Origin of the sequence: Alcanivorax sp. (assembly GCF_002733835.1) — a bacterium.
Taxonomy (GTDB): Bacteria; Pseudomonadota; Gammaproteobacteria; order Pseudomonadales; family Alcanivoracaceae; genus Alcanivorax.
Window position 1 is genome coordinate 1 of the sequence record NZ_NVWY01000037.1, and the last position, 17280, is coordinate 17280.

A 17280-nucleotide genomic window follows, 5' to 3' on the forward strand; every position below is an offset into this window, starting at 1 on the left:
CAGGTTCAACAACCGCCGAGAGGATATCTACAAGCGGCTGCTGAAACTGCTCAGGGAGCGTCCAATTGAGTGATTTGCTTCCTAAGACCCTAATTAATAATGAATAGTTAATAACGAAAACAGAAGGGCATGCCCGCGCCAAGGATTTTGCCTTTCGTTATTCATTATTCATTATTCATTCCGGTTCTGCATGATTCGCAAGCCATGCCACTATCAGCAGGGGAAAGCATGTCTACTACTCCCATCGACTCCCTCCTCTCCATCATGTCCCGCCTGCGCGACCCGGAAAATGGCTGCCCGTGGGATATCAAGCAGGACTTCGACTCCATCGTCCCCTATACCATTGAGGAAGCCTTCGAGGTTGCCGAGGCGATTGCCCAGCGGGACTATCCGGAATTGAAGGAAGAGTTGGGCGACCTGTTGCTGCAAGTGGTTTTCCATTCGCAAATGGCGCGAGAGCAGGGGCTGTTTGATTTCAATGAAGTGGTTCAGGTGCTGTGTGACAAGATGGTACGGCGCCACCCGCATGTCTTTGCGGATACTGAAGCGGGTGATGAGCAGGCGGTAAAGGCTAACTGGGAACAGATCAAGCAACAGGAACGCGCCCGCAAGGGGCGTGAACATTCCAGTGCCCTTGATGGTGTGCCGGAGGGCCTGCCTGCGCTGCAGCGGGCCGGCAAGATTCAGAAGAAAGCCGCCAAGGTTGGCTTTGACTGGCACGCACCGGAACCCGTACGCAAACAGGTTGACCGGGAGCTGGCGGAGCTGGACGAGGCACTCTCAAACGGTCATAAAGATGCCATCGAAGATGAGTTCGGAGACGTGCTTTTTACCCTTGTAAACCTCTCCCGCCACCTGAAAATCGATCCGGAGCAGGCCTTGCGTCGGGCCTCCAACAAGTTCGAACGGCGTTTTCGTACCATGGAACGAGAACAATCTAACCCTCTGAAATCATTGGATGAAAACGCGCTGGAAACCGCCTGGCAGCAAGCGAAAAAATCTGCAGATTGACCCCTCTTACCCCCGCCTTGTTCCTGTGAAATAAAAACTTCACATAAGAGAAACTTTTCAGTCATCCACTCTCCCCATACTGCGCCACCAAGCAGTAAACGTTACCTCGCTTGGTTGGGGTTTCAGTCACGCTGTTACTTTGCATACAAAATATTGCCTGATTGAAGGAGTGTTGGAATGAAGAAGAATTTGCTTGCGATCGCTGTGGGGGCTGCCGTAGCCATGCCTGGCCTGGCCCTGGCCGATGGCCCGACTGTTTACGGTAAAGTTAACGTTTCTCTGGAAAACGCTGAGTTTGACGATGGCGTAAACTCCAGTGAAGACGCTTGGGAGCTGAACAGCAACGCTTCCCGCCTGGGCGTTAAAGGTGATTTCGATCTGGACGTGGCTGGCCTGAAAGCCATCTACCAGGCTGAATTCGAAATCAGCGTAGACGACGGCGACAAAGGCGGCCAGACCTTCACCCAGCGTAACATCTACGGTGGTTTGAAAGGCGGCTTCGGTACCCTGAAGGCGGGTAAATTCGATACCCCCACCAAGAAAGCCCAGGGTAAGATCGACCAGTTCAACGATATCGGCGGTGATATCAAGAACGTCCTGTCCGGCGAAAACCGGGTTTCCAACATCATCCAGTACAGCACGCCTGCTCTGGGTGACCTTGTAACCCTGAACGCTGCATTCATTCCGGCAGAAAACAACGACATCGACGGCGACGGCGATCCGGAAACCGGCCTGGCGGACACTATCTCCGTGTCTCTGGTTGCTGAAAAAGACATGTTCTACGGTGCCATCTCTCACGATGCAGACATGACCGACGAGCTGATCACCGATGAAACCGGTAACAGCCCGACCATCAACATCACCCGTGCTGCGCTGGGTCTGAAGCCCGGCAACCTGGAACTGGGCGCATTGTTCCAGGTGGCAGAAGAGGCTGAATCTGCCGCCGGCATGGACAAGGGCGAAGAAACCTCCTACATCCTGAGCGGTGCTTTCAAGATCGATCGCGTGAAGCTGAAAGCCCAGTACGGCATGACCGAAGCTGACGTATCCGACGAAGAAGCCACTCAGATAAGCCTGGGTGCAGACTACAAGCTGGCCAAAGCCAGCAAAGTCTACGCTTACGGAACACAGCTTGAGTTCGACGTGGCTGACACTGAAGAAACCATCTTCGGTATCGGTATGGAACACAAGTTCTAAATAAAAAAGCTCAGGCAGCACTGACTGCCTGAGCAGACTTTCCTCGACGCAAGTAACAGTTGCCCGCCTTTTGGCGGGCTTTTTTTGAGTTCATCGCGGATTAGAGTGAAAAATACGTTCTAGTCTTTTAACAGGATTGCCGCGAACCTCTCGCACTTTGCATGATGCTCAACGTCGAACGCCAAACGAGAAAACCACACAAACAGGAAAAATCTGCTCCAACGCCGCTGTAGGCGTTTCCTCTGAATGATGATTTTTTGGGAAGCTTGCAATTAAATAGTGCGCTATTTAATAGCGCAATTTAAACCAGAGGAGACGATGATGAGCTTGGAAAAAGTACTTTACGAAGCGACGGCCACAGCGACCGGTGGTCGAGATGGCAAAGCCACCAGCGATGATGGCCAGTTGAGTGTGAAACTTGCCACGCCGAAGGCGTTGGGCGGTTCAGGTGGCGAAGGCACAAACCCGGAACAGTTGTTTGCGGCGGGGTATTCCGCCTGTTTTCTCGGCGCCTTGAAGCTGGTTGCCGGCAAGTCCAAGGTCGCATTGCCGGACGAGACGGCAATTACCGGGCAAATCGGTATTGGCCCGCTGGGTGGTGGCTTCGGGATTCAGGCGACGCTGAACGTTCATATTCCTGGCCTGGAGCAAAGTGAAGCGCAAACCCTGGTGGAAAACGCGCATCAGGTTTGCCCGTACTCCAATGCCACTCGCGGTAACATCGACGTGGAACTGGTGGTGACGGTCTAGCTGAAACACGCCTGCCTCGCGGCGGCGTTTTCAATAAAGCGTAAAAAGAAGCAGCCGGAGGGCTGCTTTTTTGTGCTCTCTTGGTTTTACTGGTGTGAGATGCGGCAGAACCGGTCTTTTGTCGCTGAGTCTGATGATATTCCCTAACGAGAGGACGCGCTCATGACAACCAGGACCCATGCTATTTTTCCTTCATTAATGCTGGGGGCTGTTTTGGCCCTTGTCGGTTGTGATCAGCCAGAACCGGATGCCCCGGTTTTGCCGGATGATCGAGCGAAACAGGAAAATGCCCAGCAGCGAGTGCTCGCCGGGAAGGTGATGTATCGCGAGCGAATGGCAATGCCGCCGGAAGCAACCGTAACGGTAACGTTGGCAGATGTATCCCGGATGGATGTCCCGGCAAGAATGATCGCGGAACAACATATTGATAACCCGGGAAATGTGCCGGTGCCTTTCGCGTTGCGCTATGACAAGTCCTTCGCCGATAACGACCATCCGATGGCATATGCAGTGCGTGCCGAGATTCGTGATGGTAATGGGCGTTTACTCTGGACGACGACCCAGCGGCACACGGTGACACTTGGCGACAAGGAAGCGAACCAGAATATGACAGTCATGCTGGAACGTGTTGCAAACGAGGCGCCGGCCCAACCCGTCACCGGGAAGGCGCAAGCCAAAGCAGGCGGGGCCAGCTTCTGGGCGGTCGGTAACGAGCCCGGCTGGCACCTGGCGGTTTACCCGGAGAAGCGGTTGGTCTTTGTGTGGGACTACGGCAACAACAGCATGACGACCCCGAACCCGGGCGCCAAGACCGAAGGGACGGAAACCATTTATATGGCGAGCACCGAGGCCGGTTCCCTGAAAGTGGAAATCAGCGAGCAGGGCTGTGAAGACGTGATGAGCGGCGAAGCCTTTCCCTATCAGGTGAAAGTGACCCGCAACAGTACCTTGTACAGCGGCTGTGGCCAGGATCTATAACCCGGATTTCTGCTAGCATTAACATGGGTGGCCGGGAGGGGCTGCGTTCATAACGAAAAAAGGATGGCCAGAATGTTGAGTTACGTGGCCCTTGGCCTGCTGGTTTTTGTAGGGCTGGTGCTGTTTTACGGCATCATCGCTATTCACGATATCCCATACGAAATTTCGAAAAGTCGTAACCATCCACATCAGGACGCGATCCATGTCGCCGGTTGGGTGAGCTTGTTTACGTTACATGTGCTGTGGCCGTTCCTGTGGATCTGGGCCACCCTGTATCGGCCTGAGCGTGGCTGGGGCTTTCAGGAGGTCAAGCAACAACAAGCGACTGATGAGTCGCGTATTTCCGCCCTCCAGGAAAAACTGGATGCTCAGGCCGAGCGGCTAACCCTGCTGGAGCAGACATTGGCAGAGAAGAGCCTCCAGAACGGGGAGGGCAGTCTCTAATGGAAACCCTGTTACTGCTGACCTATGCCGCTATTTGTATTTTCATCTTCAAGGTATTCAAGGTTCCGCTGACCAAGTGGACGGTCCCCACAGCTGTATTGGGTGGGATTATACTGGTGGGCGGGCTGGTGCTGTTGATGAATTATAACCACCCGTTCACCAACAAGGTCCGCCAGGTGTATGTGGTGACACCACTTGTCTCTGAGGTGCGTGCACGGGTGCTTGAGGTTCCGGTGAAAGCCAACACCCGGGTGAAGCAGGGCGAGCCGCTGGTGGTGCTGGACAGTACGCGCTTTGAAGCCAGGGTGGCGCAGCTGGAAGCGCAATTGGCAGATATGGGGCAACTGGCTCAGGGGAATGTGGCGGCAGTGGCGCAGGCCCGGGCCAACGTTGCCCAGGCAACCGCAAAACGGGACCAGGCTGTGCGTACTCTGCGGCGCTACGAGGGCGCGCTATCCGCATTCAGTAAGCAACAGATCGATACCCAGCGTGAACGTGTCGTTGCCACCAATGCCGATCTTGATGCGACGAAAGCAGCGCTGGCCAAAGCTGAGACGGAACTGAGCGGAGAAGTGGATGGTGATGATCCTTCCGTGGCTGCGGTTAAAGCGCAGCTGGAAGAGGCCCGGTTCAACCTGGAGAACACCATTATCAGGGCGCCGACTGATGGCTTTGTCACGCAATTGGCGGTGTTGCCGGGGATGATGGCCGTGCCTCTGCCCCTGAAACCACTGGCCAACTTCGTCAGTGATCAGGAGCGCCGTTTTGTAGCGGCGTTTCGACAGCAATCCCTGTTGCGATTGAAACCCGGGTATGAGGCGGAGCTGACGTTTACCTCCCTGCCGGGGCAAGTCTTTCGTGCCAAACTGATAGAAGTGCTACCCACTATTGCCGAATCCCAGCTGGCGGCAGGGCAACAGCTTGTTGGCGGGGAAGCCTTTCAGCGTATGGACAATGAAACACTGACGGTGATTGAAATCGAGAAAAGCGATGCGGTGGATTCACTTCCACTGGGGGTCAGTGCGCAGGCTGCGGTTTATTCAGATCATGTTCATCATGTGGCGGTGATGCGTCAAATTCTGCTGAGAATGATGAGCTGGCAGCATTACCTCTATCTGGATCACTGACGCGGGTCGTCACGGTCCTCTGATGCTTCAGCGCGGGCGGCCTTTGGGTCGCCCGTTTGCGTTGCGGGGGCAAGCAAGTGGTAGATAAACCGGCCCACTCCTAACCAAAGCAGCAAACTGAGAACCAGAAAGAATAAGCTGCCATCGTTGTAGAGTGCGAGGGCCAGTGGGCCGAACACCACACCGCTGACCAGCAGGGCCATGAAAATGGCTAATTGTTGGCGGCGGCGCAGGCTGTCCGGTCGATTGTCTGATTGATTGTGTGGGGGAGTGGACATGGTAATGAACGGTTCGGTCACAGAGGCAATTACCTTACCATAAGGTCCTGTGTCCTATCTGTCCCGGAGGCTGCCCATCGACGGTTACCCTGTCCCCGCATCGCCGATTGACCGCGAAATCATCATTAATAAAAGCCGCTTTATTACCTGGCTGAGACCGGTTGCCCACCGTGAAGACGCCATGGCGATTGTTGATGAGGCCCGTCGGCGCTACCCCGATGCTTCCCATCATTGTTACGCCTATTTGCTGGGCCGTCCTGCCTCGGCCCAGGCCGCAATGAATGACGATGGCGAGCCTTCCGGTACGGCGGGAAAGCCCATTTTTAACGTCATCCAGCACAAGGGCATGAGTGACGTGCTGGTGGTGGTGATACGCTATTTCGGCGGGGTAAAGCTGGGGGCAGGGGGATTGGTCCGCGCTTATGCCGCCGCGGCGGAAGCGGTGCTGTCAGCGGTAGAACGGGTGGAGCATGCCCCCCAGGTGACGTTAAGGCTGGCGGTGCCGTTTGCTCTGGAACAGCGGATCCGTTTTTGGATCGAGCAGCACTCGGCACAGGTGGCAGAGGTGACGTATGGGCAGCAGGTCCACATCGCGGTGACCTGCCAGGTAAAAGACCAGGAGGACCTGCTTGCCTTATGTGCGGCGGAACAGATCGCCGTGACAAGTTAAAGGCCTGGTCTTCTGCCGCCCGGAAAAAGCGTGCAACCATGAAGAAATAAAGCTGCCGTTGATCCGCCCCGGACATTGCCTGCGAGTTTGGGCTTTGCGCCGCACATTGTTGTCGCGCGGCCAGCGGCGTTATCCTCGCCGGGGCTGATTGGGACAATTCGTACGGCCCGGCTTTTTTTCGGTGGATTTCCCGCTACGCTGTGGGATATGTATCCGGACAGAAAGGACGTTCCATGACAAACCAACCGGTAGGGATTGCCTTGCCCGACGGGCATGTAATGCGCGCCCGCTGGCTGCGCCCCGACAGCCACCAACCCCACAAGGCGGCGGTGATCGCCATCCACGATATTTTTGGTTATACCGACGATATTGAGCGTATCGCCCAGCGCCTGGCAGATAACGGCTACCCGGTGTTGGTGCCGGATCTTTATGATTTGCCCGGCAGCAAGGCGTTATGTGTGGTGAAGACCCTGAAGGCCCACGAAACGGGCAAAGGCCCTGCGTTTGTCCAGCTGGAAGCCTGTCGTGAATGGTTGCTGGCACAAAGCGAAGAGCCGGTGACCCAGGTGGGGGTGATGGGGTTTTGTATGGGTGGGCGCTTCGCTGTGCTGTATGCCAGCCAGGCTCCGGTGCAAGTGGTTGCGCCGTTTTATGGCGGAATTCCCAAAAAGGCCGAGACATTGCGCGGCATTTGTCCTGCCGTAGGAGGCTGGGGCAAGCAGGATATGCTCTACGGTGACCATGGCGAGCGTTTGGCGAGCCATATGGAAACCCTCGGCGTGCCCCACGATATCCGCAGTTATGACGATGTGGGCCATTCCTTCATGAATGACCACCAGACCTTCACGTTCAAGAAGCTGGGCCCCTTGCCGCCGCTACGATCAAAATTCGACGCAGGCGCCTCAGAGGACAGCTGGCAACGTGTGCTGGCGTTCTTCGAGAAAGTCTTCAGCGGTGAGCTGACGGCTACGCCTGAGGCATGATGCCTACTCCAAAAGTTCCTCTTGCCCGGCCGGTTTTGTTTGGTCGGGCGTCAGGCATTCGGCATCAGGCGACTTCAGCTCCCAGCTCCTCAATACCGCGACGAGCCCTTACTTATCGCAGGCACCGAGCCATTTCGCTTCGCTGTGGGTGGTCATGGACTGTTTGTTGCCGGTGACCGTGATACTGGTGCTGTAGTGCTTGGGATTGTGCAGCACCATTTCGCCGCGAATTTTGGTGGGGGTGTTGCTTCCGGGCATTGTGCAGCTGGTGCTCCAGTGCAGGGTATTACCGCTGCGATTCACTTCGCCAGCCCCGCAGCCTTCCTGTTTCCAGCTATCGCGCATGGCGATTTCCGGGTTCGCGGCCTGGGACTGGGTCAGGCATTCCTTGCGAACCTGGTTGCGCATGGCATCGGGGACTGCAGGTGAATTCAGTTTGGCGGTGATCTCCCAGAGCCCGGGGGTGAGTTCATTGGCCTGGGTTGCCAGCGAGGCAAGGCTCAGGGGGAGGGCAGTCAGCAAGCACAGGCCAAATCGGGTAGCAGTATTCATAACGATTCCCTTCGCGAGTACAGGTTAAGGCTGATCCCCGAGCTCGGGCCAGCGCCGGTTCAGGCGGGGCGCTGGCTGGGGGGAAATTCGCACAGATCCGCGATCAGGCAATCACCGCATTTGGGCTTGCGGGCCATGCAGACATAGCGGCCATGCAGAATCAGCCAGTGATGAGCATCGCGCAGAAATTCCTCCGGCACCAGTCGTACCAGCCGTTTTTCGACCTCCAGTACGTTTTTTCCCGGGGCAATGCGGGTGCGGTTGGATACCCGAAAGATGTGGGTATCCACTGCCATGGTGGGGTAGCCATAGGCGGTATTGAGCACCACATTGGCGGTTTTCCGCCCCACGCCGGGTAGCGCTTCCAGCTCCTCACGGGTGCGCGGGACCTGGCTGTCGTGTTGTTCGATCAAAATACGGCACAACTGGATGATGTTTTCGGCCTTGGAGTTAAACAGGCCGATGGTCTTGATGTACTCTTTAAGCCCGTCGACGCCCAGCGCAAAGATAGCCTCTGGCGTATTGGCGACCGGATACAGGCGTGCGGTGGCTTTATTCACCCCCACATCCGTGGCCTGGGCCGAGAGCACCACGGCAACCAGCAGCTCAAAATCCGACTGGTATTCCAGTTCAGTGGTCGGGTGCGGGTTCTGGGCGCGCAGACGGGAAAAAATTTCGGTACGTTTTTCGCGATTCATAGCATCTTCCTGTGTTCGCGAGGCAGTATAGCGGATGAAGCGCCGGGTGTGAGGGGATGCTCCCTTAATGCGATGGCATGTCAGGCTCCCAGAGAGGGGCCAAAGAAGGAGAGTTAGATGCAGTTTTCCGCCATGGAAACCCTGATGATTGCCCTGTTGGTACTGGGCACAGGTCAGTGGCTGGTGCACCGGATTTCCATCCTTTCCCGGCTGAATATGCCGGAACCGGTGGTGGGTGGCTTGCTGGCCACCATCATCGTGACGGCGCTGCAAATCGGTGGTGTTTCCCTGACGTTCGATGAAAGCATGAAGGTGCCCTCCATGCTGTTTTTCTTCGGGGCCGTCGGCTTGGCCGCCGATTTCCGCCTGCTCAAGCAGGGTGGCTGGGCCATGTTGCTGTTTGCGGTGCTGGTGATTGTGCTGGTTGCCTTGCAGGATTTGGCCGGGGTTGGTATGGCCAAGTTAATGGGGCTTGAACCCTACTATGGGCTGATTGGCGGTTCGGTCACCATGACCGGGGGGCATGGAACCGGAGCGGCCTGGGCCAGTGTATTCGAGAAGGATTTTGGGCTCACCGGTGTGTCCGAGCTGGCGGCGGCATCCGCCACCTTTGGTCTGGTTTTCGGTGCCCTGCTGGGTGGTCCGTTGGCCATGTTCCTGATTCGCCGCTATCGCATTGCCGCACCGGCCCACGGGGCCGCAGACGATGATGCGGCTTACGACAAGGCTGAACGGCCACACCCGATTTCGGCGGGCAGCGTGATCCGTATTTTGATGCTGCTTTCCGTGGGCGTTGTGGTGGGCAAGGTGGCAGCAGAAGAGTTTGCTTCCGTGTTCCGCCTGCCGACCTTCGTATGGGTGCTGTTCGTGTGCATCCTGCTGGGCAATACCGCGCGCCGCTTGTGGCGCGTTAACGACGCCACCATCGATGTGGTGGGGAATACGGCGCTGGGGATCTTTCTGGCGATTACGCTGATGAGTTTGCAGTTACTGCAGCTGGTGGATCTGGCGTTGCCCATGTTGGCCATGCTGGTTGGGCAGGTGCTGTTGGCGTTGGCGTTTATTACCTTTGTAACTTTCCGTTTGATGGGGCGCAACTATGATTCGGCAGTGTTGTGTGCGGGCCATTGCGGTTTTGCCATGGGCGCAACGCCAACGGCAGTGGCGAATATTCAGGCGGTAACACAGCACCATGGGCCGTCGCCGTTGGCGTTCATTATCGTGCCGGTGGTGGGGGGCTTTATCGTGGATATTGCCAATGCCACGATTATCCAGACGTTCGTGTCTGTGCTATCGGGCTAGGGGCAATGCGAACGTTGTTTGCTATGAACTGCGTGCGCGACGGTAGAAAGAACTCAAGCGAGTGACGAGGAACGAGTTTCGAAGAGCAAACCGGTTTGGCCTTTCGCTCCTCGCTCCTCGAAACTTGCTTCCGGTTACTGAACTACCACGTCACCGTCTTCGATGCGCAGGCGCTCGCCGGGTTTTTTGTCCATGCGAATCGTTTCCTCGCTGTCATTGAAGGTGTAGGTCACGTCATAGCCTTCGGTGCGGCTTTTGTCTTCCATCACCGTGTTACAGCGTTGTTCCGTGGTGGTGTAGGTGTTTTTTTCCTGCATGCCTTTCTGGATCTGGTTACCGGCGACACCACCGGCAATCGCACCGCCGGCTGTTGCGGCATCCTTACCGCTACCACCACCAAACTGATGACCAACCACGCCACCGATAACCGCACCGACCACGCTACCGGTGACCCGGTGTTGGTCTTTGACGGGTTTTTTGCGCTCAACATTAACCTGCTGACACACCTCACGTGGTTCCTGCCAGGTCCTCACAATAGGTTCCACATCGACCACTTTGGCATAGCCTGATTGTTGTGGGGTTACTGCCTGATAGGCTCCATAACCCACACCTGCGACGGCCACGGCACCCACGACACTCAGGGCGGCAACTGCTGCGCTTTTCATGGCTGACTCCTTATTCCGTTATTTCCCTGTTAGAGCCAGTCTGGCACAGAGAGTTCGCCGTGAAAGGGGGTTCAATTGCAAAAGAGTGTGAAGGTAAAAGGCAGGTAAAAAATCACCGCAGCGTTATGCTATTGTCCGCCTGTGCAGCGGTTTGCAGTGCCAGGAACGGGAACAATCCTGGCGCACGGTGCAGTGCTTCCACTGGGTTATTTTACCGCCACGATTCATGATTATTCACCGTCACAAGGTGCGTACAGGGGGACGTATGGAACAGAGCGTGGGGACAAAAACCGCCGCCGCTGCGCAACTGGATGCGCAGTTGCAGGCAGAATATTTACACCTCACCAGCTTGATTGATTCGTTTGATCAGAAGTCGCTGACCATCAAGGCCTGGAGTGTGACGCTGGCCGGAATTCTGGCGGGGTCAGGGGCGTTTTTTGACCGCCCGGCGCTGCTGTGGGTCGGGGTAGTGGGAAGTTTGCTGTTCTGGTTGGTGGAAGGCCACTGGAAGGCCTTTCAGTCTGCGCATTATGCGCGTATCGAAAAAATCGAAGCGCATTTTCGTGGTGAAGTGGACGGAATCGCCCCCTTCCAGAGCGCGGATAGCTGGGAGCGCAGCCGCCGCGCCGGCGGCATGAAAGAGCTGTTGCGCATCTTGCGCTGGCGCCACGTGTTTCTGCCACACGGGTTGGTGGCAGTGGCGCTATTGGTGGCAGCGTTGGTGCTGTAGGAGCGGCGCTCGAGCCGCGAAAACGATTGCCGTAGGCGCGGTTAGCTGACTTTCCCGGTGGTGCGCACCCGGCGGCTGACTTTGGGTTCGTCGCTGGCGTTGCGCTTCCGGGCTTCCTTGAGATGTTTGTCGATGACGTTCTTGCCGGCGATGATCAGGCCCAGGCCCAGGAAGGCGCCGGGGGGCAGGATGGCCAGCAGGAAGCCGCCGTAGTTGTCGATGACAGTGAGCTCCCAGTGGGCCGCCATGGGGCCGAACAGCAGCTGCATGTTGGTGAACAGCGTGCCCTGGCCAACCAGTTCACGCATGCCACCGAGAATCAAGAGAATTACCAGGAAACCCAGGCCCATCATGAAACCGTCCACCATGGAGGGCAGGATGGCATTCTTGCTGGCAAAGGCATCGGCGCGGCCGAGCACGGCGCAGTTGGTCACGATCAACGGAATGAAGATGCCGAGGATTTCGTACAGCTCGAATGTGTAGGCCTGCATCAGCATTTCGATCACCGTCACCATGGCGGCGATAATCATCACGAAGGCGGGCAGACGCACCGCATCAGTGACGTAATTGCGAATCAGCGAGACACAGGCGTTGGAGCCCATCAGCACTACCAGGGTCGCCAGGCCCAGGCCCATGGCGTTGACCACGGAACCGGTGACCGCCAGCAAAGGGCACAGGCCAAGAATCTGTACGGTGGCGGGGTTGTTATTCCACAGGCCGTCCAGTGCCAGCTCACGGTAGGATTTACTCATTCAGTCACTCCCAAAGCGGTCCAATGTAAGGCGTTTTCTTGATGGCATAGTGGGCTTATGACGAAAGGAAACAACGAAGCAGTGGGGCGCTTTGGGAGTGACCCGGAGGGCGCCAAGCTGGGCTCGCAGAGCGGTGTTATTTCGGCTTGGAATAGGCCCGCTATGCCTGCGCCAAAATGCCTTGCTCTACAAGCCCAGCTTGACGCTGAATGCGTAAATCCTACCGTGAGCTGGCACCCGATTTTTTTATAATTAATGTCACTCATCACAGGTCTCCACCGGGGTGGTGTCCGCAGGGGCACTGAAGAGATTATTCTGGTTGGCGTCGAAATATTGCAGGGCGCGGTGCACCGCACCGACAACGGCGCGGGGGGTAATGGTGGCACCGGTAAAGCTGTCGAAGTCGCCGCCGTCTTTTTTCACGGCCCAGCCGGACGTGGCAGGGTTGCCCAGAGAATGGCCGTTGAAACCCAGAATCCAGTCGGATTTTTTGGTTTCGATACTGTCGCCCAGGCCCGGGGTTTCATTGTGTGGCGGAACCACACGCACGCCCTGTATCTCCCCTTGAGTATCCACGCCGACAATCAAGGCAATGGCGCCACCGTAACCGTCCGGAGCGGTGGCTTCCAGCACGGCGCCGTTGTCCTCGCCATTAAGGCGGGCCCGATAGAGGTGATGCTCGTTGCGGCCCAGTAGTGGGTCGCTCACGGTAATACGGTCGGTGAGCAAATCGTTGTCGTGTTGGTCGTGGGGCATGACCTGGTTCAGTGATGTCATCAGTGCTTGTTGCTTATTGCAACGGACCTGATCCAGCGTGGCTTCGTTGGTAATGGCCAGGGTGGCGGCGGTGCCGATGGCAAACAACCCGAGGATGACCGCGTTCTTGGTGATGGCATAACGCATCATCAGCTGACACCTCGCTTGGATGACTTGTGCCCGTAGGTTCGCGGCTGGGTGTAGTAATCAATGAAGGGCGCAGACAGGTTCAACAGCAATACTGAAAACGCCACCGCGTCCGGGTAGCCGCCAAAGGTACGAATTACCCAGATCAGCAGGCCGATCAGCAAGGCATAAATAAGGCGGCCCATGCGGCTGGTGGCGGCGCTGACCGGGTCGGTGGCAATAAAGAACGCGCCGAGCATGGCGCCGCCGGAAAACAGCTGGAAGAGCGGATCCGCAAAACGGACAGGATCAATCAACCAGGCCAGCAGGGCGGGCAAACCCAGGCCGGCGAGAAAGCCGACGGGGATGTGCCAGGTGATGATCTTGCGGCTGATCAGGTACAGGCCGCCCAGCAGAAACGCCAGATTGACCCATTCCCAGCCCAGCCCGGCAAACTGGCCATGCAGAATGCTGTGGCTGGCCAGTTCGCCTTCACTGGCGGCCCCGGCACTGTGGGCCGTGCGGAAGGTGTCCAGGGGGGTGGCGCCGCTAAGGCCATCCACCGGAAGCTGCCCGGTGAACAGCTGCCAGCTTTGCACAAATGATAGTGGCTCACCGGGCGCCAGCCACTGTGTCATGGCCACCGGGAAGGAAATCAGCAGCAGCACATAGCCGACCATGGCCGGGTTGAAGGGGTTCATGCCCAGCCCACCATAGAGTTGCTTGGCCACGATAATGGCAAAGCTCACCCCGATCAGGGTCAGCCACCAGGGGGCGGTGGGCGGCAGGGCGAGCCCGAGCAGAACGGCGGTGACCACGGCGCTGTAGTCTTTCAGGTAGAAGGCGATGTTGCGCCCTCGGGCTTTCAGGAACAGCGCCTCGCTGACCAGCGCAACGATGACCGCCCACAGCACATTGATCACCGAACCCCAGCCGAACTGCCAGGTGAGGACGGCAAGGCCGGGTAGCGTGGCGTAGATCACCTGGCGCATGAAGGCACCGGTGTTGTTTTTCACCGTGGCATGGGGTGAGGTGGACGTAATCAGGCTCATAAGCACACTCCGTGTGCCGCCTGGGGCCGGACGCTCGAGGCCAGACCGAGCACCGCTGTAGGCGCTTGCTTGCAAACGAACCGACAGAGCTGTGTATTGGCGACATTCGCTTGCAAGCAAGCTCCTACGGGGGAGAGGGCGCGCTTCAGGCGTCTAGCGTCAGGCGTCAGGCTTATATTCATTCTGCCAATCCTTGTTCTTCTACCGCCTGCTTGAGCGCCTTGCGGGCAATCTGGGTTTCGCTTTCCAGGGCCTGGAGTTCCGAGCTAAGGGCTTCCAGAGTGTCTTCCGAAGCGCTGCTGCGTTGCTGTTCCAGCTCCTGCTGCTTGTCGGCCAGGGCGCTTTCTGCGCGGGCGGCTTCCAGCTTCAGGGTTTTCAAATCCTTGCCGGTGTGAGCGCGGATGTCGGCCTTGGCTTCTTCGACCAGGGCATCCAGTGCATCGCGGGCGTTGTCTGCCTTGGCCTTGAGCTTGTCGATCTTCACCTGCATGGCCTGGAGTTCGTCGGCGCTGGCGGTTTCGTTGCGCTCGGCCCGCTCGTAGGCGGCGTGGGCTTCCTTGTACTGCTTGTGCGCCATGTTGTAGGCGGTTTTCAGGCCCTTGAGTCGTTTTTGGCGCTTGGCGGCCTGCTCCGGGTCGACTTCAGCCAGGGACTGCGGCGCCTGCTCTTCCGGCACGGCGGGGCTATCCGTGGTGGCGGTTGCTGCCGGCGCTGCTTTCGGCGTCGGCGGTGCAGCGGCCTTGGCGTCGCGCAGCTCTGCCTTTAGCTGATCCGCGATGGCTTTCAGTTCACCGGCTTTGCTGTGCAAGTCTGTCGCGTTGTCGGCGCCTTCTTCGTCGGCTTGCTTTGCGGCTTTCACCGCCGCCTTGTAGGCCATCGACGCATCACCAACCTGCTTCTTCAACGCCGCCACCGGATCGGGTTGCTCGATCGTTGTAGGAGCTGGTGCCGAGGGAGGGGGCGCAGCCGGGGCGTTGGCCTTGGCGTCACGTAGTTCCATTTTCAATTGATCGGCGGCGGCCTTCAGTTTGTCCGCTTCAGCACGTAGCTCGGCGGCATTGTCTGCGCCTTCTTCTTCCGCTTGCTTGGCTGCCTTCACGGCGGACTTGTACGCGGAGGACGCATCGCCCACCTGTTTCTTCAACTCGGCCACCGGGTCTGTTTGAGCAACCGGAGCAGTAGCCGCAGGCGCATTCGCCTTGGCCTCGCGCAGTTCCGCCTTGAGCGCATCCGCGCTGGCTTTCAGTGTGTCCGCCTGGGCTTTCAATTCGGCCACATTGTCAGCGCCTTCCGCCTCGGCGGCCTTGGCGGCTTTCACTGCCGCCTTGTAGGCGCTGGAGGCATCGCCAACCTGCTTCTTGAGCTTGGCCACCGTATCTTCTGCGGGAGCGGCCGCAACGGGGGCGCCATCTTTGGCGTCACGTACAGCCGCTTTGGCCTTGTCGGCCAAGGCTTTCAGGCGGTCCGCCTCGGCTTTCAGTTCAGCCAGATTATCGGCGCCTTCCGCCTCGGCGGTCTTGGCCGCTTTCACCGCCGCCTTGTAGGCTTTGGAGGCGTCCAGTGAGGCTTGCTTCAGCGCGGCCACATCAACAGTACTGGCCGCTGCCGGGCCGGCTTCCTTCTTCTTGCGGTTGGCTTCCAGGCGCGCCTGTCGGCGGGCTTCTTTTTCCGCCTGTTCCTGTTCAATGCGGGCCTGGCGCGCTTCGAAGCGCTGGCGGGCCTTGTCGGCTTTTACCTGGTCCGCCGCCTGCTGGCGTACTTCGCCTTTGGCGTAGCGATAATACTGCACCAGCGGAATATGGCTGGGGCACACGTATGCACAGGCACCGCATTCGATGCAGTCCATCAGGTTGTGGTGCTGGGCCTTTTCCAGATCGTCGTTCTTGGCGTGCCAGTACAGTTGCTGGGGCAGCAGGTTGGCCGGGCACACTTCCGCGCAGGAGCCGCAGCGTATGCAGGGTTGTTCTGGCGGCGGTTCCGGCAGCTCTTCCGGGCTGGCGGCGATGATGCAGTTGGTGGTTTTCACCACGGGCACGCCCGGGTTGTGCAGGGTGAAGCCCATCATTGGCCCACCCATGACCAGCCGGCCGATGTCCAGGCCGGCAAGATTGCCGTGGGCAAGTAAGTCACGCACCGGGGTGCCCAGCAGCACCTCGTAGTTACCGGGCTGGCTGACGCCATCACCGGTAAGCGTGGTGACCCTTGAAACCAGTGGCTCGCCATCGCATACGGCCCGCTTGATGGCATAGGCGGTGCCCACGTTCTGGCAGACCACGCCCACCTGGGCGGGCAATTGGCCGCTGGCCACTTCCTTGCCGGTGAGCAATTGGATCAGCTGTTTCTCACCCCCGGAGGGGTATTTGGTGGGCACCACGCGCACTTCAATATCGCAGCCTTTGCAGGCCCGCTTGATCGCGGAAATGGCCTCGGGCTTGTTGTCCTCGATACCGATCAGCGTGCGGCGGGGGTTGAGCAGGTACTGGAGAATATGAATGCCGGTAACGATTTGCTCGGCACGCTCGCGCATCAGGCGGTCATCGGCGGTGATGTAGGGCTCACATTCCACGGCATTGATCAGCAACTGTTCCACGCGCTGATGGTCGCCCAGGTTCACCTTGATGCTGGTGGGGAAACCCGCGCCACCCATGCCGGCAATGCCTGCGTGGCGGATCAGGTCGACCAGCTCGGCCGGGCTTTTGTCGGTGTAGTCGGCAATGCCCTGATGCTCAACCCACTGGTCCTCGCCATCCGTGTCGATGACGATACACACCGCATCCATGCCTGATGGGTGCTGGATGGGGCGCGGGCCAATGGCGCTGACCGTGCCAGAGGTGGGCGCATGGATAGCTGCACTGACGGCACCGATGGGTTCGGCAATCATCTGCCCCTTGAGGACCTTGTCACCGGGCGCCACCAACGGCTTGGCCGGCGCGCCGATGTGCATGTTTAGCGGTAGCACCAGCTGTTGCGGCAGCGGGCCGGGCACGATAGGGGTGCCGTTGGACAGATGCTTCATTTCCGGCGGGTGAATGCCACCGTGGAAGTCGTGAATCTTCGCCGGACGCCGGATGCCGGACGCCAGACGCGCGAAAACAGAGAGTGGTTTCCGGGGTTTGCTGCTCTGTGGCTGGCTCATGGCAATAACCTCATACCATGCCCAAGCGTTTCAGGCTGGCAAGGCACAAGCGTCCGGCGTGATGCGTGTGGCG

18 protein-coding genes are annotated in these 17280 nt (G+C 58.3%); 10 read left to right on the forward strand and 8 right to left on the reverse strand.

The features are described from left to right. Positions 1-228 precede the first annotated feature (228 nt). The 6 genes from mazG (at position 229) to COA55_RS13685 (ending at position 5507) form a co-directional block, all read left to right on the forward strand. Positions 229-1011: a nucleoside triphosphate pyrophosphohydrolase gene (mazG, locus tag COA55_RS13660; protein ID WP_290502599.1), complete on the forward strand. Its 783-nt coding sequence runs from the start codon at positions 229-231 to the stop codon at positions 1009-1011. Positions 1012-1188: 177 nt separating this feature from the next. Beyond that, a complete protein-coding gene (locus tag COA55_RS13665) occupies positions 1189-2208 on the forward strand; it encodes a porin (RefSeq protein ID WP_290502600.1) in 1020 nt (339 codons plus the stop codon). A 321-nt stretch (positions 2209-2529) separates the two neighbouring features. Further along, on the forward strand, positions 2530-2958 hold the full coding sequence (locus tag COA55_RS13670) for an organic hydroperoxide resistance protein (RefSeq protein ID WP_290502601.1): 429 nt from the start codon (positions 2530-2532) through the stop codon (positions 2956-2958). 162 nt (positions 2959-3120) lie between these two features. After that, positions 3121-3936: a YbaY family lipoprotein gene (locus COA55_RS13675; RefSeq protein ID WP_290502602.1), complete on the forward strand. Its 816-nt coding sequence runs from the start codon at positions 3121-3123 to the stop codon at positions 3934-3936. 72 nt (positions 3937-4008) lie between these two features. Continuing rightward, complete coding sequence (locus COA55_RS16955; RefSeq protein ID WP_363970663.1) at positions 4009-4380, forward strand: DUF3302 domain-containing protein; 372 nt, start codon at positions 4009-4011, stop codon at positions 4378-4380. Next, on the forward strand, positions 4380-5507 hold the full coding sequence (locus tag COA55_RS13685) for an HlyD family secretion protein (RefSeq protein WP_290502603.1): 1128 nt from the start codon (positions 4380-4382) through the stop codon (positions 5505-5507). Before COA55_RS16955 ends, COA55_RS13685 begins: the two co-directional genes overlap by 1 nt. Here the strand turns inward: COA55_RS13685 and COA55_RS13690 are convergent. After that, positions 5501-5806 carry a hypothetical protein gene (locus COA55_RS13690; RefSeq protein ID WP_290502604.1) on the reverse strand — a complete coding sequence of 102 codons (306 nt, stop codon included), beginning with the start codon at positions 5804-5806 and terminating at the stop codon, positions 5501-5503. The genes COA55_RS13685 and COA55_RS13690 overlap by 7 nt on opposite strands. Before the next feature lie 28 nt (positions 5807-5834). Between COA55_RS13690 and COA55_RS13695 the strand changes: the two genes are divergently transcribed. After that, positions 5835-6455 (forward strand): YigZ family protein, encoded by a 621-nt coding sequence (locus tag COA55_RS13695; RefSeq protein WP_290502605.1) that lies wholly within the window; start codon positions 5835-5837, stop codon positions 6453-6455. A gap of 233 nt (positions 6456-6688) precedes the next feature. Beyond that, positions 6689-7438 (forward strand): dienelactone hydrolase family protein, encoded by a 750-nt coding sequence (locus COA55_RS13700; protein WP_290502606.1) that lies wholly within the window; start codon positions 6689-6691, stop codon positions 7436-7438. 108 nt (positions 7439-7546) lie between these two features. Here the strand turns inward: COA55_RS13700 and COA55_RS13705 are convergent, their stop codons facing one another. Both COA55_RS13705 and nth read right to left on the reverse strand, forming a co-directional pair. Continuing rightward, entirely contained in the window at positions 7547-7990 is a 444-nt protein-coding gene (locus COA55_RS13705) for a DUF3617 domain-containing protein (protein WP_290502607.1), read from the reverse strand. 59 nt (positions 7991-8049) lie between these two features. Beyond that, positions 8050-8688 (reverse strand): endonuclease III, encoded by a 639-nt coding sequence (gene nth / locus COA55_RS13710; RefSeq protein ID WP_290502608.1) that lies wholly within the window; start codon positions 8686-8688, stop codon positions 8050-8052. Positions 8689-8805: 117 nt separating this feature from the next. Here nth and gltS point away from each other — a divergent pair, with 117 nt between their 5' ends. After that, complete coding sequence (gene gltS / locus COA55_RS13715) at positions 8806-9990, forward strand: sodium/glutamate symporter (RefSeq protein WP_290502609.1); 1185 nt, start codon at positions 8806-8808, stop codon at positions 9988-9990. 134 nt (positions 9991-10124) lie between these two features. Here the strand turns inward: gltS and COA55_RS13720 are convergent, their stop codons facing one another. Further along, positions 10125-10655, reverse strand: coding sequence for a glycine zipper 2TM domain-containing protein (locus tag COA55_RS13720; RefSeq protein WP_290502610.1), 531 nt, complete (start codon positions 10653-10655; stop codon positions 10125-10127). Between the two features lie 265 nt (positions 10656-10920). On the opposite strand from COA55_RS13720, the gene COA55_RS13725 reads away from it, so the two are divergent. Next, positions 10921-11385, forward strand: a complete 465-nt coding sequence (locus COA55_RS13725) for a hypothetical protein (protein ID WP_290502611.1) — start codon at positions 10921-10923, stop codon at positions 11383-11385. Between the two features lie 41 nt (positions 11386-11426). Here the strand turns inward: COA55_RS13725 and COA55_RS13730 are convergent, their stop codons facing one another. The 4 genes from COA55_RS13730 to rsxC form a co-directional block, all read right to left on the reverse strand. After that, a complete protein-coding gene (locus tag COA55_RS13730; RefSeq protein ID WP_290502612.1) occupies positions 11427-12137 on the reverse strand; it encodes an electron transport complex subunit E in 711 nt (236 codons plus the stop codon). Between the two features lie 258 nt (positions 12138-12395). Next, complete coding sequence (rsxG, locus tag COA55_RS13735; protein ID WP_290502613.1) at positions 12396-13043, reverse strand: electron transport complex subunit RsxG; 648 nt, start codon at positions 13041-13043, stop codon at positions 12396-12398. Beyond that, positions 13043-14071 carry an electron transport complex subunit RsxD gene (rsxD, locus tag COA55_RS13740; RefSeq protein WP_290502614.1) on the reverse strand — a complete coding sequence of 343 codons (1029 nt, stop codon included), beginning with the start codon at positions 14069-14071 and terminating at the stop codon, positions 13043-13045. Before rsxD ends, rsxG begins: the two co-directional genes overlap by 1 nt. A 178-nt stretch (positions 14072-14249) precedes the next feature. Beyond that, positions 14250-17207 (reverse strand): electron transport complex subunit RsxC, encoded by a 2958-nt coding sequence (gene rsxC, locus COA55_RS13745; protein WP_290502615.1) that lies wholly within the window; start codon positions 17205-17207, stop codon positions 14250-14252. Positions 17208-17280 lie beyond the last annotated feature (73 nt).